A 25630-nucleotide genomic window follows, 5' to 3' on the forward strand; every position below is an offset into this window, starting at 1 on the left:
CTGTTAGAAATATGCAATTACCTTAAAGAAGAGTTTATATAAATAAAGAAGCCGGAAGAAAGTTCAGTATCCTTTCTTACGGCTTCCTTTTTTATCGATGCTTTACAAGCAGCCAGCTCGAATATTTTACCATGAGAGAAGAGCCATACTCCGTCCAGCTGATAAAATACCAATAGGTTGCTGTAGGGACATATCTTCCACCTATTCTTCCGTCCCAGGTGTATCTGTTTTCCGGAGTTCCTCTGAAGACTTCTGCACCATACCGGTCAAAGATCCTGAATACAAGATTATCATTGGCCATTAAAGCAGAATAGTCTATTCCTTCATTATAACCATCTCCATTCGGAGTAATCGTGTTGATCAGGTTAATAATGGCAAATGGTTTTTTGACTTCTTCACACATTTTAGAATCTCTTACAAATACATTGTGTGCTCCTCTTGGTACGTTGTAGAATACGTTGGAACTCTGCCATACCACACCATCCAAAGAATATTCGTAAGGCGGGGTACCACCGCTTACTCCAACTTTTACCGTTGTTCCATCAATTTCAATAGATGTAATCATAGGAAGCGGCAATTCTGTAACATTCACATACTGTTTGTAAACGCAGCCATTGAAGGTAAGCTCTACCCAATAACTTCCAGGGGCAACATTGGTGATAGAAGGTGTAGTAGCTCCAGTGCTCCATAAATATCTTTCAAAGCCAGGCCCTGCATCCAATGTAGTAGTGGTTTTTGGGCAGATAGCCTTATCTTTTAATACATCCGATTTTTTAGGAACTTTAATGTTGATTTTAAGAGTACCTGCTTCCGGACAGACTCCATTTTTTTCAAAACGGATATAATAAGTTTGTGAAGTTGTAATATTAACAGGTGATGAAACGATATTTACATTATTCTGAGCATCCGCCAAAGTTGCGTGAAAAGTGAAAGTGACATTGGGATCTAAGGTAAACTGAGGGATAAACTGAGCCAAATTCACACTTTTTATTCCATCCAGATCATCATCACAAACGCTTTCCGTAACGGTTTTGGTAATCAATGTTACTTTAGCTCCTATACTGAATTGTAAAGGTTTGATCACAGAGGCACAGCCATCCGGAGAATCTACTCTGATGTAAATTGTAGTGGTTGCTGTATAACTCCAGCTGTTAGGAAGAGTATTGTTATTTCCGGCATTGGCATCTGCAAGATTTGCGTAATACCTTACATTCGTAAAGTAGTTAGGATTATTAAGTACAATAGGAGTGATATTGGAAAGGATGAGAGTAACGGTTCCATCCAGATTATCATCACAGAAAATGCCATTGTAGTTATCCAAAACAATTGCTTTATTGAAAAGAGATAGTGTAATTTGTGCAATACTTTTACAGCCAATATTATTTTTGACAACAGCATATATGATGGTAGCATTCGGTGCTGTATACGATGTTGTATTGGTGATCAATGCTGCGGCATTTTCATTTTGAGCATCTATAAGGGTAGGATAGTAGGTGATGGTAACAGGTGAATTATTGGTAACATTGGCAGTTGTCAAGTTGAATGTGCCCTGTCCGTTTATATCACAGGCAGATAATGTTGTGTTCATTACAGTAAGAGCCTGAATATTGATGGTAACTGTTATCGTTTCACAATCCGGAAAGTCCGGATCATTTCCACAGAATGTATAAGTGAAGGTATCTGTTCCGGATGTACCGGGAGTATTTACCGTATATGTAATGATTCCTGTAGCAGGGTTTACCACTGCAGTACCCAGAGCAGGAGCTGTTGTAATCGCTACCGTGCCGGGAACAGGAGTTTGTGATGAGCTGCTGAAGGCTGGGGTTATAGTCTGCGAAGTACATACATTGTAAGAAGCATTGGAAAGTTTTGTACAATTCAGGACTTTAAATTTTTCAGTGACTAAAGGTGCACAGCTTCCCATTGTTACAGAGCATGTATAATTTCCGGGTAGTGTAGGGGTGATTGAAGATGCTGTAGCTCCCGGAACAAGTGTGCCGTTTCTGTACCATTGATAAGTATCATAGATAAGCGGGTCTACTGTAAGAACAATACCTGGAATACAGCCGACACCTGATTGTAAAATAACGGGCTGCGTAGGAAAACCGGCAAAAAAGCCTCCATATCCTACGGCATCACTTCCAGCGGTGATTCCTGCCATAATAGCTTTGTTTGAAACTACAGTAATGGTACCCGTTACATTGGGAATTCCATAAGTAACCCAGTTGGTAGTTCCTGTCATGTTATAAGGACCTGTTATCGCAGGAGGATTAGCCCCATTTACTGTAATAACAGCTCCTCTTTCCGTTATAAGATTCAGTTTTGTCGGGATGTTCAGAATACCTCCGGGATTACCATTGGAATGAACAAAGTTTTCATTAATAAGACCGAGTTCATTAATTTGTTTCGGAAGGTAACAGTTCAAAGCCGGGATAAAATTGAATCCTCCGGTAGCTGTTTCATTTCCCGAATTTGAATCTCCGGCTAAAATCTGATAGACATAAGCGTTTTTTGATGTTTTGACATATAAATTATAATGCCCGTTTCCCTGAAGAATATATTTGGAATCAGGAATAACAAAATATTTTCCTGCATTAATGGTAGCTACAGGAGGTATTTCATTGTTGACAAAGATCTGAGTATTGTCCTCAGTGGCAATAACAACAGCGCCTTCCATATTGGCACCTATCGGTCCGTTCCCTTTTACAAGGGCAAATTCATTTCCAAGCCTGTTAACAGGTACGGCCTGATCCATTAAAATATCTGAACTGGATGGGAAATTTCCTGCATATTGCCCGTTAAAATTTCCATTGGTTACATTGACAGGTTTGTCTGAAATAATTTTTGAACCAATAAAACCATCAAAGTTTCCTGCTATATCCCCGATTCCGTCAATGATGTAAGACTGTCCTTTATTTAAAGTAAATGTCATTGTAGGGTTGGTAGCTCCGGTGGTTCCATTAGAAAACTGAACGGCAGGGTTGTATCCGGAAATGGTGACGGTGGTGTTATCTTCTGTGGCCAGTACACTGGTCATGAAATTCAGAATATTGTTGCTCACTGTGATAGGAGCAGAAGCTGCGTAAAACGTTTTTCCAGTAGAAGGAATTCCCTTGGAAGTAATGATTTCCGCGTGGTTGAATACCGAGAACCTTAAATTGGCATAAAAAGGAAATTCTGCTTTAAGGTATAACCCTTTGGTTGTAGGGGTAAATAAATCCGTCTGTTGTGTAGTAATTATATAATTCCTTAATACATCAAATTTCTGCGGATTATTTTTGCTGATATTTACCGTTCCGATCAGAACATTATTGTTATAAATATTTACAGGAAAAGGAGTTGTTCTGCTGGTGGATAAATACAGTTTCTGATAAGGATTGGGAGCGCCAGTCCTGTCTACCATCGGGGCAAACCAATGCTCTCGGTCCAATTGGGCAAAAGCAGAGGTGAAAATATAAAATATAAATAAAAAAGATAGAATTTTCTTCATTCAGCAGTAGTATTTATCACAAATTTAATAATAAAAAGTATTAAATGCTTGAAAATGTAATAAAAAAGCCACGATTATGAAATCGTGGCTTACCAATATGGTTTTAACTAATTATTACTCTCTGTTTTTGACAAGAATCCAACCTGTATATTTTATTGGAGTCTTTTCTTTATTGGATTCATTCCAGTTGATATGATACCAGTATGTTCCTGTTCCAAGTTTCTTATCAAAGTGTTTTCCGTCCCATCTGTAGTTGTTGAATTTATTTCCGGTAAATACCATATTTCCATATCTGTCATATACTACAAAACTTAGGTTTTCTTTATAAGCAAGCTCACTGTAATCTATATAGTCATTTACGTTATCCCCATTAGGAGTAATGGCATTTAATAGATTAGGAATCGTAATTTCTACAGCAGTAGGAGTACAGTTATAAAAATCTTTTACATAGAAAGTATGCTGTCCTCTTGTTAAACCTGTGAAGACATTTGAATCCTGCCAGTTAGCAGTTCCGTCAACCGCATATTTGAGAGGTGCTTTACCTCCGCTTACAATTACTGTTGCTGTATTGTTATTGATCTCAATGGTTTGGATTACCGGATCTTCAACTTTTTTAACTTTTACCGTCTGAGGAAGGAAACATCCGTTCTTACCAAGTATTACAGTGTATTCTCCAACACCTACGTCTCTGATACCTGAAGTGGTAGCACCAGTGCTCCATTGGTAAGAGTCATATCCGGGACCTGCATCCAGATTGGTTTTAGCATCCATACAGATATACTGATCTACCAATATCGGAGATTTTTTGATTGGAAGTACAATTAATTCAATTTTTGCATTTGCTGTACATCCTTCAGCGGTTGTTACTTTCACATATACGAATCCTCCTGTTGAAGGGAAATTATCCGGTGTTGTGATTTCATTGATTCCAGCAGTAAGATCATTCAGAGTACGGTAGTATTTTTTAGTAACGGCATTATAATCTGTTACTTTAGCTTTCGTAAGATCAAAATAAGCATAAGGAGCTACATCATACCAGCAAGCCTTAATAGAAGTATCCGTTACAATGAATGGTACTACAGTAAGGTTTAGTGTTACCTGCTCACAATCTGTAAACTCAACTGAGTTTCCACAGAATTTATAAACTATTTTATCAGGTCCTAAATATCCTGCATTTGGAGTATAAGTGATTGTTCCGTTTGGATTCACCACTGCTGTTCCTTTTGTAGGAGGCGTTAAAATTATTACTGTACTTGGCACCACAGTCTGAGTGGATGAAGTAAACGCAGGGGTAATAATTTTAGTAGAACAAGCATTAAGAGCCTGTGTTGTTTCTTTTAAACACGTTTGTACTTTATAGATAGGTGTTGTAACAGGAGGACATGTTCCCATTGTTACTTTAACCGTGTAATTTCCTGATTGTGTAGGAGTGTAAGTGTAAGAAGTTGCCCCTGCAATAGCTACTCCGTCACGATACCACTGATAGGTTTCGTATCCGTCATCTAATTCAAGAATAATTCCTGGTACACATTCACCTGTTTTTTTGGCGATTACAGGAATGGATGAGAATCCTGCAAAATAACCTCCGTATCCTGCAGAACTGAATCCTCCGTTGATACCTGCTGTTACTGCTTTTGTAGAAGTGATTTTAATATTTCCGCTTACTCCGGTGATCCCATATGTTACCCAGTTAGAATTTCCTGTTACAGGATATGGTCCGTCTGTTGTTGCTACTGGGGCATCATTTACCATTACAGTAGCTCCGGTTTCTGTTAAGATATTTAATTTTACAATAATATCCTGAACTGCACTAGCTCCTGCTGGCCCAATAGGCATTTCATTGATCTTTCCGATTTCATCAATTTTTCTCGGAAGGAAACAGTTCAATGGTGGTATATAGTTGAATCCATTGGTCGCTTCACTTCCCAGAATTCCAATAAATTGGTATAAGTATACATTTTTAGTTGTAGAGATGAACATATTTGAATGTCCTGAAGTACCCTGAGCCACATAGCTGGTTTCATTTATTCTGTACCAGTCTCCGGCAGCAAGTGTTGCAACAGAAGTACCACCTCCATTTAAAAATACTTCAGTGTTATCTTCAGTAGCAACAATAAGGCCTCCTTCCATATTTTGGGTGGGAGCAGTAGACCTTGTTTTTACCATTGCAAAAGTATTTCCAAGTCTGTCAACCGGTACAGACTGATCCAGAACCGGATCACTTCCTGAAGGGGAAGTGGAGAAGTTGGCATTACAGCTTCCGTTAGTAAGTGTTACTGGTTTGTCAGCTACTATTTTTGCACCGATAAAACCAGTCTTGTTGGCAGACTGAGATCCGGATCCTGCAAAAATGAAGGATTGTCCTTTCTGTAATGTAAAAGAATGAGTGTTACCAGTAGGAGTTCCATTGATGAATACTACTCCGGCAGTAGGGTTCCATGATACTGTTACGTTGGTATTATCTTCAGTGGCAAGTACACCTGCTGTAAAGTTCTGAATACTGCTGGTAATGGTATTGGGAGCCGTAGCAACGAAGAATGTTTTTCCAATTCCTGCTCTTCCTTTACTGGTGATTACTTCCCCGTGAACACTTTGGGCAAGTCTTAAACTACAGTAGAAAGGTTTTGCTGCTTTTAAATAAAGTCCTTTATTACCCACATTGAATGCTTCAGTAGAGGTACCTGTTGAGATAAGGTTATTGGCAACTTTGTAGGTTTGCGGGCTGCCTTTACTGATGGTAACTGTAGTAACTAGAGTATTATTGTTATAAATGGTTACATCAATGGGAGTTGGTGAATCAGTGGAAAGGTATATCATATTGGTATATCCTCCGACACTGTCATAATAAGGAGCAATCCAATGCTCGGTATCCCTTTGCGCAAAGAGTGTATTAATTGTAAAAAAAATTAATACCAGACTGAGTAGAAATCTTTTCATGTGTATGGAATTAGGATTTCTACAAAATTAAAATAAAAAATGAAATACTTTTAATAAAATATAAAGAAATGTTAAAAAAATATTCCCGATTTCTAAATAAAAGCCTTCTTGGGTATGAAACTGGCAATTGAGTTTTACGTAAGTCTATCGAATAACATGTTGATATATCTCATTATTGAGATATATTTTGTTTGATTTTTCGTGACAAAGATAATTTTTATCGGAAGGCTTATGTTAAATTTTGCTTAATTACCCCAGATATCAGTCTGTGTATTATTACAATTGAAGGATTTTGTGAATAAAAAATCCCGGTGAATTTCACCGGGATTCAATATTTTTTTGAAGATGAGCTTATAAGCTTACTCTTACAAATCCTGTTACTTTTAGATCTGCGTTTACAGATTTTACATAGTCAGCAACTGAGATACTTCCGTCTTTAATGAAATCCTGGTGTACCAAAGTATTGTCTTTGTAGAATCTCTGCATTTTACCTTTAAGGATATTATCGATAATATTTGCAGGCTTACCTTCTTCAGTAAGTTTGTGTCTTTCGATCTCTAATTCTTTATCAATAGTTTCCTGAGAAACTCTTGTTTCGTCCAAAGCGATTGGGTTCATAGCAGCAACCTGCATAGAAACAGCTTTAGCAGCTTCGTCAGCTCCTTCTACTTTAGCAGAAAGAGAAGAGATTGCAGCAATTTTGTTTCCAGCGTGGATATAAGCTCCTAAGAAATCTCCCTGAATTCTTTCGAAAGATCCGATTTCAATTTTCTCACCGATAACTCCTGTTTGCTCAACTAATTTTTCAGCAACAGTCATTCCGTGGAAATCTGTAGCTAAAAGCTCTTCTTTAGTAGCAGCAAAAATTGCCATTTCAGCTAATTCATAAGCTAGTTCGATGAACGCTTCATTTTTAGCAACGAAGTCAGTTTCGCAGTTTAGAGAGATTACTACACCTAAAGTGTTGTCTTCGTTTACTCTTGCGATTACTGCACCTTCAGCAGATTCTCTGTCAGCTCTGTTAGCAGCAACTTTCTGTCCTTTTTTTCTAAGGATATCTACCGCTTTTTCGAAGTCTCCTTCAGCTTCAACTAGAGCTTTCTTGCAGTCCATCATACCTGCACCTGTTTGGTTTCTCAATTTTGCTACGTCTGCAGCAGCTGGTGTATAAGACATAATATCTATTATTTTTTTTATTTAAGATTAGTATTAATTTTTAGCTTAAATTTAGAGCAGTGCAAAGATAATGATTTTAATGATAAACTAAAAAATGACTTTTCACGTTATTAATATATTTAATACTATTTTAAAGATTTGATTAATGAAAAAAATCTTATTCCTTCTATTTATATGCATTTTCTCACTTGGTTTTTCCCAAAAAAAGAAAAAAACAAAATCTAAAGCTGTTGTTGAAAAAGAAACTGTAATTATCTATACAGAGCAGGAAGCCGAGATTTCAAAAGAAGCCAGAGTAATTGCTGGCTTTTTGAAACAGAATCCGGGGCATGCTAAAACAGATTATTTTAAAAGAAAACTGATTGATATTATCATGGCAGGTAATTCTCCTGAAGCAAAACCTACGATCAGACCAATCAGCAAAGAAAAAATTGAAAACATCGTTAAGAATAATGAGTTGAACAGCGGTAAAACCATGGCTGCAAATAAAACCTATACAGCCAATGGCAAGCCTGTTTCAAATAATACCGCTGCCGCTATTGAAGCCTTAAAAGAAGAAAGGAGAACAACTACCTTTGCTTCGGTAGGCTCTGCAGGCTCAGCAAAAAGTGCTGGTACTTCTAAAGCCGGGCCTAGTGAAGAAAATAAAAAAACAGCAGCAATGCTTACCCATCTTTTTAATAATGATATCAACAAAAATGAAGCATATATCAATATTAAAAACAGATCTTCATGTAATCTTATTGTAAAGATAAGCGGTAAAAAATATTATAATCTGAGTGTTCCTGCAAGAGGAGAGAATTTTATTCTGGTAGATAAAGGAGAATATGTTATGACAACAATGGTATGTGACGCCAAGTATTCTGCTTTGAAAAAGATTAGCCAGGATATTGAAATTGCACTTAATGTTGCAGATTAGAAGAGAAGAAAACTAAAATAAAAAAGGTTAAGAAGAAATTCTTAACCTTTTTATTTTTATCCTTTAAACTGACCCATCGCAATGAATTTATCCTGTCTCTGGGTTTCAAGCTCCTGTCCTGTAAATTTGGAGAAAGCTTTGATGTTTTGTAAAATTGAACTTTTCAGATTTAAAAAGGTAGTCTCCTGGTCATATTGAGCTCCACCAAGTGGTTCTTCAATGATTCCGTCGATGAACTTTTCTCTTAAGGCATCTGCCGGAGTAAGGTTTAATGCATTGGCTGCATCTTCCTTGTGATCCCAGTTTCTCCATAAGATAGAAGAACAGCTTTCCGGTGCAATTACAGTATACCATGTATTTTCCAACATATATACTTTATTTCCAACACCTATTCCCAATGCGCCTCCACTGGCACCTTCTCCGATGATGTAAGTGAAGATAGGCGTTTTCAGCTGAACCATTTCAAAAATATTTCTTGCAATAGCTTCTCCTTGTCCTCTTTCTTCAGCTTCCAATCCTGGATATGCTCCCGGTGTATCTACTAAAGTTACCACAGGAATATTGAATTTTTCAGCAAGCTTCATTAGTCTTAAAGCTTTTCTGTATCCCTCAGGATTTGGCATTCCAAATCTTCTGTACTGTCTTTCTTTAGTTGTTCTTCCTTTTTGAGTCCCTATGATCATTACTTTTTGACCATCAAGGGTAATCAATCCTCCAATCATTGCCGGATCATCAGCGAAATTTCTGTCTCCATGAAGTTCTAAGAAACTGCCTTTGTCTGCCATTCCGTTGATATAATCCAATGTGTAAGGACGATCCGGGTGGCGGGACAGTTGTACTCTTTGCCAAGGTGTAAGATTTCCATAGATTTCTTTTTTCTTTTCTAAAATCTTATCCTCAATCTGGCTGCATGCTAATTTTACATCAACACCACTTTCTTCTCCTACTAAAGAACACGTCTGGTATTGATCCATCAATTCTTTGATAGGAAGTTCGAAACTTAAATATTCCATTTCTTGAAGTAAATTAAATCTTTCAAATGTATGAAAAATTATGGTTATTCTATTTAAAATTATTTATAGCATTGTTTATTCTGGAGGTACTTTCCTCTTTACCAAGGGTTTCCAGAATGTCGGGAACGTCCGGCCCTTTCAATTCTCCTACTAAAGCCAAACGTAGCGGCATCATTACTTTACCCATACCCAGCCCTTTGCTTTCCGCAAAATCATGCATTGTATGCTTCAAGGTTTCAGCAGTAAAGTCTGTAGATCCAAAAGCTGACGCCAATTCTGCTAAAATTGCTGACGTTTCATCATTCCATGCTTTTTTAGAGGCTTTTTCATCATATGAAGCCGGAGCTTCAAAGAAGAATTTTCCGTTTTCATAAATGTCTTTAGGGAAAGTTGCTCTTTCTTTCATCAGATGAATTACTTTCAACAGTTTTTCATCAGAAGCACCTGCGAAATCAATATCTGTTTTTTTCAAGATTTGAAGAAGTTCTTCGTCAGATTTCACCTGAATATACTGATGGTTGAACCACTCTGATTTTTCTTTGCTGAATCTTGCCCCTGCTTTGTGTACTTTGTGAAGGTCAAATTCCTTAATCATTTCCTCTAATGGAAGAATTTCTTTATCATCTGCCGGAGACCAGCCTAGTAGTGCTACCATATTGATGAAAGCATCAGGAAGATAACCGTTTTCTCTGTATCCTTTGGAAACTACACCTGTTGCCGGATCTTTGAAATCAAGCGGGAATACCGGAAACCCGAATTTATCTCCGTCTCTTTTACTTAGTTTTCCTTTTCCTTCAGGCTTTAAAATTAAAGAAAGGTGTGCAAATTGTGGTGCTTCCCACTGCATTGCTTCGTATAATAAGGTGTGGAGCCCTAAAGATGGCAGCCATTCTTCTCCACGGATGACGTGAGAGATCTCCATCTCGTGGTCATCAATAATGTTGGCGAAATGGTAAGTTGGCATTCCATCATTCTTTACCAGAACTTTATCATCTAAAGTATTGGTGTTTACAGAGAACTTTCCACGAATGATATCCTCAAGATTTAATACTCTGTCAACAGGCATTTTGAATCTTACTACATAAGGTGTTTTGTTAAGCAACAAAGCTTCAACTTCTTCCTCAGAAAGTGTCAGGCTGTTTCTAAGACTGTTTCTGGTTTTGTTATCGTATGAGAAAACATCACCTTTAGCTTCGTACTGTGCACGAATGGCATCCAATTCTTCAGCTGTATCGAAAGCGATGTAAGCATAATCTGTTTTTAAGATCTGCTCTGTATATCGGTCATAGATGTCTCTTCTTTCAGATTGTCTGTAAGGAGCAAACTTTCCTCCTTTCTTAGGACTTTCATCCGGGATGATTCCGCACCATTCCAAAGCTTCTTCAATATATTCTTCAGCACCTTCTACATATCTGGCAGTATCTGTATCTTCTATTCTCAATACAAATTCTCCTCCTTGATTTTTAGCAAAAAGATAATCATATAATGCGGTTCTTACGCCTCCCAAATGTAATGGCCCTGTAGGACTTGGAGCAAAACGTACTCTTACTTTCTCCATTTCAATTTAAATTTTTGCAAATTTACTTAAAATTATGCGTTTAAGAGGTGATTTCTGACCCGGTATTCGTTTTTTGATTTCAACTTTTGTATTTAATTCTGAAGATTTTCGTGAAATGCTGTTTTAAAGCTCTTAATCTTATATTTCGGATTATGATTTTAATTCATGGATAATAATTGATAAATGAGTGTGTTGTTAAATTTAAACTCATAAAGAGAAAATATTGATTTGGTTTTTATGTTATTTTTATGAATGAAATAAAATTGATTTTTATAATTTGTTTTTATTATTAAATCACTAATCAGTGATTGTTTTATTCTTTATTAATGGATGATTAAACAATTATTAAATTCACTAAACAATGATATATATCATTATTTAATTCCCTTTTCACTGGTTGTTGAATATTATCTTTGCCGGAAACTTTTAATTAATACTATGAAAAAACAGATTTTATTTTGCTTCAGTAGTTTACTGATGCTTTTCATGAGTTCATGTTCTTCAGAAGATCTGAATACTGACGTAACTCCTGAAAATCCTGCTAAAACCAATCGATTATCAGCTGCTAAATTTGCAGGAGACGGAATTTATGATGTCTTAGGGCATGGCTTTAATGCTGCAGGCGAATATGCTAATGCCAATTCTGCAGGATTTAAAGTAGTGGATATCGATCGTTTCAAAACTGAACAGGCGGCAAGACTGGTTTCAGAAAATACCAACACCCAGGAGTATGTTGAAGAATATGGTGAGAATGCAGAAACATATTCCAAAATGGTATCTACAAAAGTAGATGTCACGGCAGGAATTCCTTTATTCAAAAAAACGCTTTCAGTAGGATTTAATTCAGCGGTAACTACCAATCATAAATTTGATGCAAAGTACATCTATGGCAGTTACAATCTTTTGATCAAACAGAAAAGATTAAGATTTAATGCTACAACAGATATGTTAGCAGATTATATCACTCCTGAATTTGCTCAGGATTTACAGACAAAATCATCACAACAAATTGTGCAGGATTATGGTACACATGTAATGGTTGATATTTATACAGGGGCAAAAATGGATATCATCTTCCAGTCTGAAACAAGAAACGAAAGTCGTGACCGCGCTGCAAGAATTGGAATAAAATTGGGAATGTCTAAAATTTTTGATGTTGATGTACAGAATGATGTCAATACATCGGAATCTACCATGAACTATTCTAAAAAATTATCATACAGAACAAGAGGAGGAGATCCTTCTAAAGGTCTGATTGGAGAACTGAATCTTGACCAGAACACTCCGAAGATCAATATAGCAAACTGGCAAAACAGTTCTACGCCTAATAATTCTGTATTAGTGGATTTTGGAAATAATGGGTTAGTATTCATTTTTGATCTGGTAAAAGATCCTGTTAAAAAAGCAGAGCTTAAATCATACGTAATCCAATACCTTATCGATAATAAAGTAATGCTGGATTATATTCCAGTTCCGATTTATGGATTCTATAGCGGTTCCGATAGAGATCACCTGCTTTCTACATGGGCTGGAACTCCTAATAACTATCAGGCAGAAGGAGAGCAGTTCAAGGCATACAGCTATAAAGCACCCAATACAGTACCTGTTTATCAGTTCTATAGTGCAAATGACAGAGATCATTACTATTCTACTTATCAGGGAACACCATGGAACTATACCTATGAAGGAATTGCATTCTACGCAACTATGGACAGTACAAAAAGACCTATTTATCAGTTCTACAGCGGTAACGACAGAGATCATTACTATAGCACTTATCCGGGAACACCTAATAACTATGTAGCAGAAGGCATTCCTTTTTATGCATATTATTAATACATATTGATATTTTACACCAACAAACCGTCTCAGTTTTGAGGCGGTTTTTTTATACAAAACGAATATTTGTAAAATATTTCCGTTGATAAAGGGATGCTGAAAGAATATTTCCAGTAGTCTTTCATTAAAAATGTATTTTTGTAACTTATAAGTTTAGTTTATCAATGAAACGAATTTTGTCTTTATCAGATAAAATCGGTTTCAGAAACTATAGAAATAAGATTATCGTATTTCTTGAGTAGGATAGAAGCTAAATAATTTAACTTACTTACTAACAAATGAAAATTATTTTCCACGAAAATCAATTATGTTATAGAGGGACTTCCAATGCCCTTTTTGATTATGCTTATTATAATGAGGAAATGCTTGGAAACGAGTCTATGATCCTTTACCCTAAAAATAGTCCAAACAATGCTGAAGAAGCCATCGGGCGTTTTAAAAAGAGGTTTAACGTTGTTGGATATAGTGATATCAAGGAAAGGGATGAAATCATTAAAAAGGCAAATGCAGATCTTTTCTACGCCATAAAATCCGGAGAAAGAGAAACAGATACTCCACAGGATCTTATAAAAATGGTTATTCATGCAGTTTTTAAATATAACGAACCCTATGGTGATGTCTACGCATATGTCTCTGAGTGGCTGTCAAAAACAATGAGCGACGGAAAACTTCCTTTTGTTCCTCATATTGTGGATCTTCCTGAAGTGAGTGGTGATCTTCGTGCGGAGTTGAATATTCCGAAAGACGCTGTGGTATTTGCAAGATATGGAGGAACTGAAACTTTTGATATAGATTTCGTGATGGATGCCGTAAAGAGAACCGCCCTGAAAAATAAAAATATATACTTTGTTTTTATGGGAACGAATGCATTTGTAAAAAGAAATTTTTTCAGGTCTTACAAGAATATTATTTTTCTTCCTCCTACAACGGATGTCGAAAGGAAAGTGAAATTTATTAATACTTCTGATGCATTTCTGCATGCCCGCAGACAAGGGGAGAGTTTTGGGATGGCTGTAGGTGAGTTTTCCATCAAAAATAAACCTATTATAACCTGGTCCGGATCTGATGAAAAGTCACATCTTGAGATTTTGGGAGATAAAGCGATTTTATACAGTGATAAAAAAGACATCCTTCAAATTCTGAATAACTTTAAGCCGGATCTTAATAAAAACTGGGATTGTTACTCAGAACTTTTCAATCCACGGGCAGTCATGGAGAAATTTGAAAATGTTTTTATCAAATAAATTAGAAAAAAGGCTAATGTTAAAACAACATTAGCCTTTACTATTTTTGGTCTGAAGGAAATTAAAAAAGACTTTTAATTCTCATCTTTATTTTTTTTGTGAAAGATAAGTCCAGGTTAAGTTTTTGCTGAGGATATTTCTTTGAAAATGAAAGAATAAATTCATCAATGTTTTTTGCCGGGAAGAAGGAAAGCTCTTTCCAGATCCCTTTATATAATGGATGAAAGTCTATAAATGTCTTGTAATTGTCAGCATTCACCGTTTTCCAGGAATTTAAAAACCCTGAAGTATCAAAATCGTTTTTATGCCCCCAGTTATTGATTTTTTCTGAAATTTCTCTTTCTTCACGTGCCCATGACTGATGAATTAAATAAAAATCTAAAGGAAGAATTCTGCCTTTATTGGTATTTCTTGCATATTCATATTGAGGATAGTTTGTAATAAGCATACACTTCTCATCAAATGGTGTGATAACGAAGAATCCTTCAGCATTATGCTTGAATAATGTAACAAAGTTTACCTGAAAATTAAAAGGATTTTTAGCAGGATTCTTCAGCAGGAATGTATTTCTTCTCAAAAACTGAGCTAATACTTTGAAGTCATAAGCATATTCATCACCATCCATCTGAATATGCCATCCGCCGGATCCCATCTTTTCAGCCATCATATTTCTTTGTCTGGTCTCCAGCTCCATCGGCTGCATCCCCTCAATGAAAAAAGTGTCTTTGTAAAAGATGATTTTATTCTGAGTATCTAATTTTTTGATATCACTGAAAACACTTTCAGGAATATGAATATCATTTCCTGCCCATGTTTTATGATTGGCATCATAGCTTATCACGATACAGTCTGCGTGCTCATAAATATGCTTGAGAGATGTAAAGATGTAACAGTAATCATAAGATAAAAGATATCCTATTTTAATAATATTTTTTTTACTCATTTTTTATTTTCTCTAAATTGGAATAAAGACCGTCTAATATACCTTTTATGTAAGCTTTCGCCATAGAAAATTTTCCTTTTTTAAGTGCTTTCCTTGCGAACTTCCATCGTTCCTTGGTTACATATTTTAAATTTCCCTCATACAGTCTGCACATCCAGATTCGGTTTCTGGTAATATAATATTCGTAAAAACTGCCCTTGTCGCTGGCAAGATTAAAAGCTTCACATTGGGTATTTACAGCAATTTTCCATTTGGTGTTTTTAAGAAGGCGAAGACACCATTCAGACTCTTCATAATACATGAAAAAGCTGGTGTTCATTAAACCCACATCATCTAATATTTCCTTTCTGAACATTAATGCACTTCCATCTACATATTTTATGTTGTAATTATAATGAGGAGCATTTACATGATTCTTATCCTTTTCAGAATGGGTATGTCCACCCTGAAAACCCTCCTCGGGAAACAGCAGTCCACCATCTGAAAATATTCTGTCACGAATGTTTCTGTAGCAAATGCGGGGACCGATTATTCCAATATCCGGAAGTTCTTTTAAATCTTTATATAACTGGCTGATTGTACTGCGTGATATTTCAATGTCCGGATTTAATAATAAAAAATAATTCTTACCGTCTTCGATAGCTTTTTTAATAGCTAAATTATTACCGAAAGCATAGCCACCGTTATAATCACTCAAAATATAGTTGATTTGCTTTTGAGATCCCAGCTTCTCAATTTCTTTTCTGTCTTTTGAATTATTATCTACTACATAAATAGATTTCTGCGGGATACCTTCGCTTAATAATGAATTAACTTCCCGGCTGGTGTCATCAAAAGAATTGTAATTCAGTATAATAATTGCTAAATCATCCATTAATGTAAAATGTTTTTCCATTTTTCTATCGCTTTTTCTTCAGAAAAATTGTTCTTAAAATAGGCTTCAGCCTGTATTTTCATATCCTGATAAAAAGATTCATCTTGTAATAATGACATGATTTGATCTTTGAAAAAATCTGGATTGTCAGTTACTAAGCAGCCATTTGATGTTTTTGCCGGAAAGCCATCAATCGCTCTTTCTGTTCCTACAACAGGAAGTCCGTAAGATAATGCTTCTATTACTTTGATTTTAACACCGGTACCCTCCAGCATCGGGCAAATCGCAATTTTTGACTGGTGGTAATATTCTTCTAAATTTTCTGCATATTCCACCAACTTTACTCCTTCTCTTTCCTGGAAGTGCTTGCATATCCTTCCAATAATTATAATATGAATGTTTTGGGGAAGTGAGGGATATACATGATCAAAAAACCATTTCATTGATTGAATATTGAAAATGTTTTCAGATCCCACAAAAATTAAATCATACTTTTTACCTGTATTATTTTTTTCAAAGTGAGATGTAAAGGAAGGTGGTATGTTGATTACCTTTTCACCCAAAAATCTTTTAAAAACAAGATGCTCATCTTCGGATATGGTGATCACCTTATCAAATTTTGAAAGATTATTTATCTCTTCATTGAAGCGTTTTCCAATATCTAATGATTTGTTTTTATAAAATTCATTAAGCGTGATCCAGTCGTGGGTGTCTACAATTTTTAAAGTATTTTTCATAGACTCATTATCAATTAATCCTGCCCAGAATTCATAATTGATAATGATGGCATCATACTTATCCTTATTTAAGATGTTGATAAACTCCTTCTTTGCAAAATCTGTTAATAAGTGGTTATACTCATTAGGTTTTTTATAGAATTTTGATATTTTATGCTTCCAGTAATCTGAAGATGTTTTTACCTTCGGAGGTTTATGGTTTATTAAAAACAGCTGGTCAACAATACTTTTATCAATGTCTGTAGTGTCGTTTTGGCTCTTGTAAATTTCAGCAGACCCTACCAGATCAATATGGTATCCCATTTTTTTTAATACAGTAAGGGTAGTTTTTGCTCTTGTAGTATTTCCTGCCCTGTTTGAAAATGGATTTTCAGGAAAAAAAAACAGAATTCTTTTTGTCATGATAAAGATTTAATGGCTGAATTAAATTTGTTGATAATAGTGTCCCATGAATAGTTTTTTAAGACATAATTTTTTGCTTTATTACCTTCGGACATCAGATCTTCCTGCGTTTGCTGCAAGTAAAAAGTCAGAGCCTTGGAAAATTCAATACTGTTGATAAAACTTTTCCCGGTTTCACTTTTTTCAATATGCGAATACAGAACGTCACAGTTTTTATTGACAATGACAGGGATTTTCAGTAACATGGCTTCTAATGTAATTAATGAAAGACTTTCATAGAATGAGGGCATTATAAGTGCGCTTGCATTTGCCAGCAGAGCATTTTTAAGCTCATGATCTACAAATCCTGTCAGGATAATATCATCTCCCTGAGTTATTTTTTCATCAAGAGAATTTTTACCTACCAAAACTAATTTTACGTCCCGATATTCAGGATATTTTTCTTTGAAATCTTTAAAATATTCAATCATCATGACACAGCCTTTGTCTTCAACAATTCTACCTATATAAATGAAATATTTGCTTTGATAAAGATCCTGTGGTAATATGCCTGATGTAACGTCATAATCATCGAAACCAATCCCTGCAATTTCTGACTTTAGCTTTTTTGCCTGAGGATAAACTTTCTCTACAAAATCTTTTTCAATCTGTGTATTGTACATGATGAATTTCGGAAGAGAAAATAATTGGGAATATCCATCAAGATAAAACTGAGGCTCGTCATGTGCCGTTGGAATGAGAATACTTTTGTCAGCCACTTCTCTGATTCCTATATTGGTAGGATGGTATAAGTAAGTGAAGAAAATAAAAGCCTTATAATCTTCTTTTTTATCTTTTATAAACTGAATTAAATCATTGGAAAATGGCCCCTGTACTTCCAACCATTCATTGAAATTAAAATCTTTTTTGTTGTATTTAAATCTCTTATAAAGCAAATAAGGGAAGTTTAGAACGCTTAGCTTTCTGCTGTAATACTTATATAAGTTACGAACTGTTTTACTTAGCCCGCTGAATTTTTTTAAGTCTTTTTTTAAAGTTTTAAATCTTCTTACTTTAATATCATTGATGATTTCAATTCCTTCCGGATAATGATTATCCCAGCGTTCGAATTCTATAGCACAGGTTGTAATAATTTCAATATCATAGATGCCAGACAATTTTTCAGCTAACAATCTTGCGTGAAGTTCTGCACCTCCGTTGATCTCCAACCCATATCTTTGAACTACTATTGCAATTTTGTCTTTCATATGAAACACGATTATTATTTCATTATTAATCTATAGACCTATCCATTGGATAACAGCCCGGAAAATTAATCAATTAAAATTATTTTCTGCCTTTTTTAAAAAACGCGTTTACTTTTTTTCTTATTTTATTATAAAGAGTACGTTCAAGATAATTGACTCTGGTATTTAACCTTTCAATTTCGCTCAAATAGAAAACATTATTTACATCACTACCTCCGCTGCTTTCTTTTTTATCAAAACCATCAATGAAACCCAGTCTTATTTTGAACAGTTCCCCAATAGATTGAATAGAAAAATTTTCTGCAATTTGTGATTTCGCTTTTTCTTTGATTGCGGTTAGGTTTTCAAAATTGTTTTTGATATACTGAAGCTTTTCAACAGCATCTTTAAGGCTTGGTTTGGCAAGTGTTAAACCTTCATCAATCAATCCTTTTGTATTGGATGTTTTGATAAAATTGTATTGGATCAGGAAGCTGTTATTTACATTCATAAAATCCAGGTTTCCGGAATAACCGGTTCCGACTACAATTTTTCCATAAGCCATAGCTTCTGCCATTGTCAGCCCGAAACCTTCCGAACCGTGGAGAGAAATCAGAACATCAGACTGCTGGATCAGAGAATGTAGTTTTTCTTTTGAGAAATGCTCGTTAATGATGATTACATTCGGAATATTATTGTACGCTTCCAAAGCTTTCTGAGCATCTTTGCTTCTTTCAAGATTATGTGTTTTTACAATAAGAACACTGTTTTTATCCTCTTTGAAAACCGTCGTGAAAGCTTCAAGTGTTGCTTCAGGGTTTTTTCTGATAGTAGTACTCAAAGAATCAAAAATCGTAAGATAGATCTTTGAATCTGAAGAAATATTATACTGGTCCAGCTCAAAATCTTTAGACTCTGCCATCTTTTGAATCGGGTGAGAAAATCTGATTACCGGAATTCCTGTATATTTTGTGAATATATTGACACAGAAATCACTTGGAACCCAAAGCTCATCAAAAACATTTAATATTTCGACAACCTTATCGGAAACTTCAGGAAATTCCCAGGCCCAATAGATGATGTTATAATGATCCTTAAGATTCAGATCCTGATTCTTAGAGAAAAAATTGTTAATAAAATTGATATTAATGTGGAAAACATTAATTGAAGATGATGCTTCGGAACCCGAATCAATTCTTTCAAAAGTTTCGCTGGAATAATTAATCCGGTTTACTTTGATACCAATTGCTTCCAATGCTAAGGCATTCAGCCTGGTGGCTTCGGAAATTCCAAAATTTCCATCAAAAAAACCATGGTAATTTACACTTAATGACATGGATTATAATGTTTTAAGTTTTTCTTTTACTTCTTCAGGTGAAAATGCTCTCAGGCTGTCTACAGAATTTTGGCTTAATGTGTTCCAAAGTTCTTCATTAGTATTCAGTTGAATGATTGCTTCTGCAAAACTGTTTTCATCATTGGCAATCAATACATTCTTTTTATCGGTAAGCTTCATTCCTTCTGCTCCGATATCTGTGGTAACCACCGGGAAAAAGTATTCAAAGGCTTGCCCTATTTTCCCTTTTACCCCAGCACCAAACCGTAAAGGAGCCACCATAATTTTAGAATTCATGAAATGCTCTTCAATACTTTCTACAAACCCTAAAAATTTAAACTTAGGATATAGTTTAAGATCCAGTTTTTCAGAAACATTACCAATGATGCTTACTTCCAGTTCAGGATTAGTTTTCCAGACAATGGGCATTATTTTTTCATACAGGAACTTTACCGCATCAATATTCGGTTCGTGGATAGAGCCAATGAAGGTAATTCCTTTACTTTCATTAAAGTTCTTTCTATCAGAAATATCAATTTTAGGATAATGAATGTTTGATACCGTAATGATCTTATTTTTGTCCGCATACTGGGTCATGATTTCTTTCTCTTTATCAGAGATGGCAATAATATAGTCCAGCTGTGGTGCAACAACCGTTTCCAGACGGAAGAAGTGTTTATAATTTTTCTTTAGAGAAATACGGGTTGGTTCCAGCTCAATTGCTCTTTTAAATCTTAAAAAATGAATATCCACCATATCATAAATGAATCGGGCAGAAGGTAAAATAGCCTTCATCTTTTTGTAAAACAGATTCAGGGCAAGAGGACCATTGAACCAAACGTAATCTACCTTTTTAAAGGAAGACAGGAAATCATAGATATTCCTGTACTTATTGTTCTCTATATAAACGATAACATTGTGCTGCTGATAAAACTTAACATAAGAATCGTCTTCAAAAATATGAGGAGCAAATAAAATGCAGTTATATCCTAATTCTTTGTAGATTAATATAAGTTCTTTCAGTCTGTTGGCCCCGGATTCTTTATCATGGGCAGGGAAATCTCTTGATGCAAACAGGATTGTTTTTTGGGAATTGTCATGCAGATTGATGTTGACTATATCCTTAGATTGAAGATATTTGAGCTTTTCTTTTCTTTCGAAGTGTTTTTTTATTTTTTTTAAGAGTCCCATTTGCTAGTTTTTAGTATCAAGTTCAAAAACTTTGTTTACCCAACTATCCAAAGTATATCTGTAGTAGATTTCCTCAGGAATTTTTTCGTAAGGTGTTTCAAAAAAAGATTTGTCAAGATTACTAATATTTTTGTTTAAAATCAAAATATTATTGGGATTGTAAAAATCATAGGTTTTAATGGCTTCATTATCAGTTATGATTTTCTTCTCCAGAGACATGGCTTCAAAAACTCTGAAACTAAGTCCGTACTGACCTTCACGCATCAGGTCAAGCAATACTTTTGAATTTTTATAATATTTAGGAAGATCGTTATGAGGAATCTTTTTGATGCTGAAAATCAGAAAGAGGTTTTTAGGTACCGTCATGAAAATATTTGTCAGCTGATGTTTCCATGATTTTTTTCCGATAATCATAATCTGGAATTTCAGGCCCTGCTCAATCAGCTTTTTAGCTAGTAATTTTATCAGTGAAACTCTTCTGTTATCATAAGAAGTGATGTAGAAAAGATCCATTTCAGGCTGCTGAATTTCTTTTGAACAATGAGGCAGATAAATATAATTCGTCAATTTTTCAAATCCGTGCTTTTTAACATCAATATAATCAAAGGAAAATACTTTGTCAAAAAGGTATAGTTTATCTTCTACAGGTACTCTTTCAAGGTTGTCATAAAGATAGGTAACCAGGCGGTCTGTATATTTTCGGATTTTTTCAAGGGTTGAAAGATCAAATGTATCAGGGTTCATCACTAATATCTGATCCTGATGTCCTAATTTTTCCAGGGCATCCAGTACATATTTCTGTCTTTTTTCAGTCTTAAGATTTTTGTTTAAAAAGGTTTTGCTTAAAGCATTTACAGCTCTTTCATTGAAATTGGAATGAGTAACTGTGCTGATCTTTATATGATGGGCATCAATACCTCTTTTGCATAATGCTTCAACAATATACTTATCATAATCCCAAAAATCATAACTAATGATACAAATCTTCATTCAACTAATTTTGCTCTTTTTTTAATGATTCATAGGTCTCAAAAACGCTTAAAGACTGCAGGTAAGATAACTGATACCCTTCTTTTCCGTCTAAAACACCAAGTCTCATTATATAGGCTTTAAAGAATTTAAAAGCTGTTTTAAGATATTGCATTAAAACATTGTACTCTTTCCCTTTTGCTGCCAGTTCTTTCCCCTTTAAAACTCCGTAATGAATCATTTTTTTTCTATATGATTCATAATCTGAAACGGAGTAATGTAATAATTTATTTTTTAAAATCCCAATAGTTCCGTTGACATCCAGAGTTTCGTGTACCTTTTTTCCTGCCATATATCTGGCCTTCGATTTTCTGAAAAGCCTGAAATTTTTATCAGACTGTGTTCCTGAAAAATGAATCGGTTTCTGAGCAAAAAAGAATTTCCTGTAAAAGTAATAGGCATCTTTTTGCCCGGGTTTATTCAGCTCATCTATAATTTCCTGCTTTAAGGGCGGTGTAAGTCTTTCATCACCATCCAAAAATAGAACCCAGTCGTTTTTTGCTGAATCCAGAGCCAAATTTCTTTGCTTTGTAAAGTCTTCAAATTTATTTTGAATCACTTTTACATTAGGGAATTTCTTTGCAATTTCTACAGTTTTATCCGTACTAAATGAGTCTACCACTACTATTTCATCACAGAAATCAAAAGACTCAAGGACATCCTGTATATTTTTTTCTTCATTATATGTTATGATTAAACCACTTATATTCATCACAACGATTTGTTTGATAGAGAGGTACGTAAAAATACCCCTTTTAAATTGTTTTTTAAAATAGTTTTAATCTTCCAAAGATAAGTTTTAATTTGAACTTTATTATCGAATCTTTGCCTTTTATATCCACCCTGCATAGTTCGTATGGATGCTGAGTCGGGAAGTAATTAACTCTATTTCCAATTCTTACTGCAAAATCAATTCCTATTTTTCTCAAAATAGAAAAAAAAGCAGATTTTTCCTCTTCTTTATTGGGATATTTGCCATACGGATATGCTAAAACCTTTGAATAGGCTATATTTTGGGCGTCCAGAATGCTCATGTTTTTTTCTAGATCTTTTTCTATAAGATCAAGAGATCTGTCTTTCAGGTTTTCATGGACATGGGTATGAAGGGCAATTTCAAAATAATTTCTGTCCAGACTTCTGATTTCATCAAAGCTCATCATGGGATAATTTTTATATCCTTTTTCTATGAATCCTGTGGGGATAAAAATGGTAGCCTTCAGATTGTATTTTTTCAGTAAAGATGGCAGATATTCAAGGTTATTTCTGTAGCCGTCATCAAAGGTGATGATGATATTTTTTTTTGTAGAAGCAGTAAGCTCTGAAAAAAAACGGGATGTGTATTTTTTGCGGCTCAGATATGAAAACTGCTCTTCAAGGTTTTTTACACTTACCGTAAGATCTTCGTGGCTTTCTTTTTCCACCTGATGGTACATGAGAATAACCAGTCTGTTCTTCGGGAAAGCAAATAGGTACAGACGGAAATATATAACGATAAATACCGCTAATACAACAGGAATAAGATACAGAATCATGCTATTTTATTGTATTTTTTCCTTTTCTATTTCCACTAGTCTTATTTTTTCACGCAATTTAATATATTTTAAAAAAGTGTAATAAGACATCGTTTTGGCAATATAAAACCCGGGAAACCCGTCCAGAAAGCCTCTTTTGAAAATAAATACCTTGATAAATTCAAAGATAGGGCTTACAATGATTTTGAACCTATTGATTTTTTGTCCTCTTTCATACATTTTCTCAGCCATCATATCAGAATATTTATTGATTTTCGAGACATGATGATGGATACTTTTGTAGGTATAATGATTCAGTCTTCCTTCCAGAAGACCGGATTTCTGATCGGTAATTAAAAATTCATGTACTTTATCATCAGAATACCGGGCATATTTTTTTCTGAACAATCTTTCACGGCATACATTTCCCCATCCTCCAAACCGGATCAGGTGAATTCCAAGATGATTGTTGAATCTTGCCTTATACACATTGAATTCTGCGCTTTCTGAAGAAACGATTTCCACTATGGATCTTTTCATGTCCTCATCAGGAACTTCGTCAGCATCCAGAAACAGGACCCATTCATGAGAACATAAATTAAGGGCATGGTTTTTTTGTTCACCATACCCGTTAAATTTTTTCTCAAAGAATTTTATCTGAGGATATTTTTGAGTGCAAATCTCTTTTGTCTTATCTGTAGAAAAGCTGTCGACAATAATAATTTCATCAGCAGTATCTGCCAGAGAATTTAAAAGCCTTACAATATTCTCTTCTTCATTGTAAGTAATGATTGCTAAAGAAAGAGCCATTTATTTATACTCAAGAATAGTCTTTTCAAGAATCTTTACGCAATCCAGTAACTGCTCTTCAGTAATTACCAATGGCGGTGCCAGTCTGATGATATTACCGTGGGTAGGCTTTGCCAGTAATCCGTTTTCTTTTAACTGTAAGCAAAGATTCCATGCGGTAGAACTTTCAGGAGTATCGTTGATCAGGATTGCATTTAAAAGTCCTTTCCCTCTTACTTTGGTAATAAGGTCTGTCTTTTCGATCAGTTTGTTAATTTCAGCTCTGAACAGCTGACCAAGTTTTTCAGCTCTTTCAGATAATTTTTCTTCAGCTACCACGTCCAATGCTGCCACTGCTACTGCACAGGCAATCGGGTTTCCTCCGAATGTAGAACCGTGTTGTCCCGGTTTAATTACATTCATAATGTTATCATTCGCTAAAACAGCTGATACGGGATACATTCCTCCGGAAAGTGCTTTTCCTAAAATTAAAATATCCGGCTGTACCTCTTCATGGTGGCATGCAATCAGTCTTCCTGTTCTTGCAATACCCGTCTGAACTTCATCAGCAATGAAAAGAACGTTGTGTTTTTTACATAGTTCAGAAGCATTTTTAAGGAAGTTTTCATCCGGAACATATACTCCGGCTTCTCCCTGAATAGGCTCTACAAGGAATGCTGCAATATTTCCTGCTTCTCTGCTCAGAACGTCTTCTAAGGCTGCAATATCATTGTAAGGAATTTTGATAAATCCCGGTGTGAAAGGTCCGTAGTTTTGGTTGGCATCCGGATCATTAGAGAAAGAAACGATAGTTGTTGTTCTTCCGTGGAAATTATTTTCGCAAACGATTATTTTTGCTGCGTTTTCAGGAATTCCTTTTACTTCATAACTCCATTTTCTTGCCAGTTTTACTGCTGTTTCCACAGCTTCAGCTCCGGAGTTCATAGGTAAAACTTTATCAAATCCGAAAAGAGTCGTGATTTTTTGTTCGTATTCTCCCAATTTGGAGTTGTAGAACGCTCTTGATGTTAAAGCCAGTTTTTTTGCCTGCTCTACCAATGCTTCTACAATTTTAGGGTGAGAGTGTCCCTGGTTCACAGCAGAATATGCTGAAAGAAAATCATAATACCTTTTGCCTTCTACATCCCAAACGAAAACGCCTTCTCCACGGTCCAGAACTACTGGAAGCGGGTGGTAATTGTGTGCTCCATGTTTGTCTTCTAGGTCAATAAAATACTGTGAGTTTTTTGTTTGTTCTGCTGTTGACATATATTTTGGTTTTCAACAAATTTACACATTATTAATAATATGCCTGAACAAATATCTAATGTCGTATGGAGGTGTAATTAAAGTAGATTTTAAGGTGGAATAATGTGGTATCGGAAAATATTTTCTTTATTGACAGGTTGTTTTAGG

19 protein-coding genes are annotated in these 25630 nt (G+C 35.1%); 3 read left to right on the forward strand and 16 right to left on the reverse strand.

The genetic code is table 11. The features are described from left to right. Positions 1-91 precede the first annotated feature (91 nt). The 3 genes from OL225_RS20900 to tsf all read right to left on the reverse strand — a co-directional run bounded on the left by OL225_RS20900 (position 92) and on the right by tsf (position 7603). Positions 92-3490 carry a T9SS type B sorting domain-containing protein gene (locus OL225_RS20900; RefSeq protein ID WP_264519470.1) on the reverse strand — a complete coding sequence of 1133 codons (3399 nt, stop codon included), beginning with the start codon at positions 3488-3490 and terminating at the stop codon, positions 92-94. A 114-nt stretch (positions 3491-3604) separates the two neighbouring features. Then, positions 3605-6427: a gliding motility-associated C-terminal domain-containing protein gene (locus OL225_RS20905; RefSeq protein WP_264519471.1), complete on the reverse strand. Its 2823-nt coding sequence runs from the start codon at positions 6425-6427 to the stop codon at positions 3605-3607. Positions 6428-6778: 351 nt separating this feature from the next. After that, on the reverse strand, positions 6779-7603 hold the full coding sequence (gene tsf / locus OL225_RS20910; RefSeq protein WP_047373572.1) for a translation elongation factor Ts: 825 nt from the start codon (positions 7601-7603) through the stop codon (positions 6779-6781). Positions 7604-7748: 145 nt separating this feature from the next. On the opposite strand from tsf, the gene OL225_RS20915 reads away from it, so the two are divergent. Further along, entirely contained in the window at positions 7749-8522 is a 774-nt protein-coding gene (locus OL225_RS20915) for a DUF6759 domain-containing protein (protein ID WP_264519472.1), read from the forward strand. A gap of 56 nt (positions 8523-8578) precedes the next feature. On the opposite strand, the gene OL225_RS20920 is transcribed toward OL225_RS20915, so the two are convergent. Then, entirely contained in the window at positions 8579-9535 is a 957-nt protein-coding gene (locus tag OL225_RS20920) for an acetyl-CoA carboxylase carboxyltransferase subunit alpha (protein ID WP_047373570.1), read from the reverse strand. A 49-nt stretch (positions 9536-9584) separates the two neighbouring features. After that, complete coding sequence (gene gltX / locus OL225_RS20925) at positions 9585-11093, reverse strand: glutamate--tRNA ligase (RefSeq protein WP_264519473.1); 1509 nt, start codon at positions 11091-11093, stop codon at positions 9585-9587. Positions 11094-11531: 438 nt separating this feature from the next. Between gltX and OL225_RS20930 the strand changes: the two genes are divergently transcribed. Continuing rightward, a complete protein-coding gene (locus OL225_RS20930; protein ID WP_264519474.1) occupies positions 11532-12929 on the forward strand; it encodes an MAC/perforin domain-containing protein in 1398 nt (465 codons plus the stop codon). A gap of 281 nt (positions 12930-13210) precedes the next feature. Continuing rightward, positions 13211-14176 (forward strand): hypothetical protein, encoded by a 966-nt coding sequence (locus tag OL225_RS20935; RefSeq protein ID WP_264519475.1) that lies wholly within the window; start codon positions 13211-13213, stop codon positions 14174-14176. Positions 14177-14237: 61 nt separating this feature from the next. Here OL225_RS20935 and OL225_RS20940 read toward each other — a convergent pair whose 3' ends face one another. The 11 genes from OL225_RS20940 to rocD form a co-directional block, all read right to left on the reverse strand. After that, positions 14238-15119 (reverse strand): hypothetical protein, encoded by an 882-nt coding sequence (locus tag OL225_RS20940; protein ID WP_264519476.1) that lies wholly within the window; start codon positions 15117-15119, stop codon positions 14238-14240. Then, positions 15112-16014: a glycosyltransferase family 2 protein gene (locus OL225_RS20945; protein ID WP_264519477.1), complete on the reverse strand. Its 903-nt coding sequence runs from the start codon at positions 16012-16014 to the stop codon at positions 15112-15114. Before OL225_RS20945 ends, OL225_RS20940 begins: the two co-directional genes overlap by 8 nt. After that, on the reverse strand, positions 15993-17132 hold the full coding sequence (locus tag OL225_RS20950) for a glycosyltransferase (protein WP_264519478.1): 1140 nt from the start codon (positions 17130-17132) through the stop codon (positions 15993-15995). Before OL225_RS20950 ends, OL225_RS20945 begins: the two co-directional genes overlap by 22 nt. Further along, entirely contained in the window at positions 17129-18379 is a 1251-nt protein-coding gene (locus OL225_RS20955) for a glycosyltransferase family 4 protein (protein ID WP_264519479.1), read from the reverse strand. Before OL225_RS20955 ends, OL225_RS20950 begins: the two co-directional genes overlap by 4 nt. Positions 18380-18458: 79 nt before the next feature. After that, positions 18459-19694 carry a glycosyltransferase gene (locus tag OL225_RS20960; RefSeq protein WP_264519480.1) on the reverse strand — a complete coding sequence of 412 codons (1236 nt, stop codon included), beginning with the start codon at positions 19692-19694 and terminating at the stop codon, positions 18459-18461. 3 nt (positions 19695-19697) lie between these two features. Beyond that, positions 19698-20885, reverse strand: coding sequence for a glycosyltransferase family 4 protein (locus OL225_RS20965; RefSeq protein WP_264519481.1), 1188 nt, complete (start codon positions 20883-20885; stop codon positions 19698-19700). Between the two features lie 3 nt (positions 20886-20888). Further along, on the reverse strand, positions 20889-21875 hold the full coding sequence (locus OL225_RS20970; protein WP_264519482.1) for a hypothetical protein: 987 nt from the start codon (positions 21873-21875) through the stop codon (positions 20889-20891). A 4-nt stretch (positions 21876-21879) separates the two neighbouring features. Beyond that, positions 21880-22626: a glycosyltransferase family 2 protein gene (locus OL225_RS20975; RefSeq protein WP_264519529.1), complete on the reverse strand. Its 747-nt coding sequence runs from the start codon at positions 22624-22626 to the stop codon at positions 21880-21882. A 55-nt stretch (positions 22627-22681) separates the two neighbouring features. After that, positions 22682-23446, reverse strand: a complete 765-nt coding sequence (locus tag OL225_RS20980; protein WP_264519483.1) for a polysaccharide deacetylase family protein — start codon at positions 23444-23446, stop codon at positions 22682-22684. 6 nt (positions 23447-23452) lie between these two features. Continuing rightward, positions 23453-24235: a glycosyltransferase family 2 protein gene (locus OL225_RS20985; RefSeq protein WP_264519484.1), complete on the reverse strand. Its 783-nt coding sequence runs from the start codon at positions 24233-24235 to the stop codon at positions 23453-23455. Then, complete coding sequence (gene rocD / locus OL225_RS20990) at positions 24236-25483, reverse strand: ornithine--oxo-acid transaminase (protein WP_264519485.1); 1248 nt, start codon at positions 25481-25483, stop codon at positions 24236-24238. Positions 25484-25630 lie beyond the last annotated feature (147 nt).

It is taken from the genome of Chryseobacterium viscerum, from assembly GCF_025949665.1.
Classification (GTDB): domain Bacteria; phylum Bacteroidota; class Bacteroidia; order Flavobacteriales; family Weeksellaceae; genus Chryseobacterium; species Chryseobacterium viscerum_A.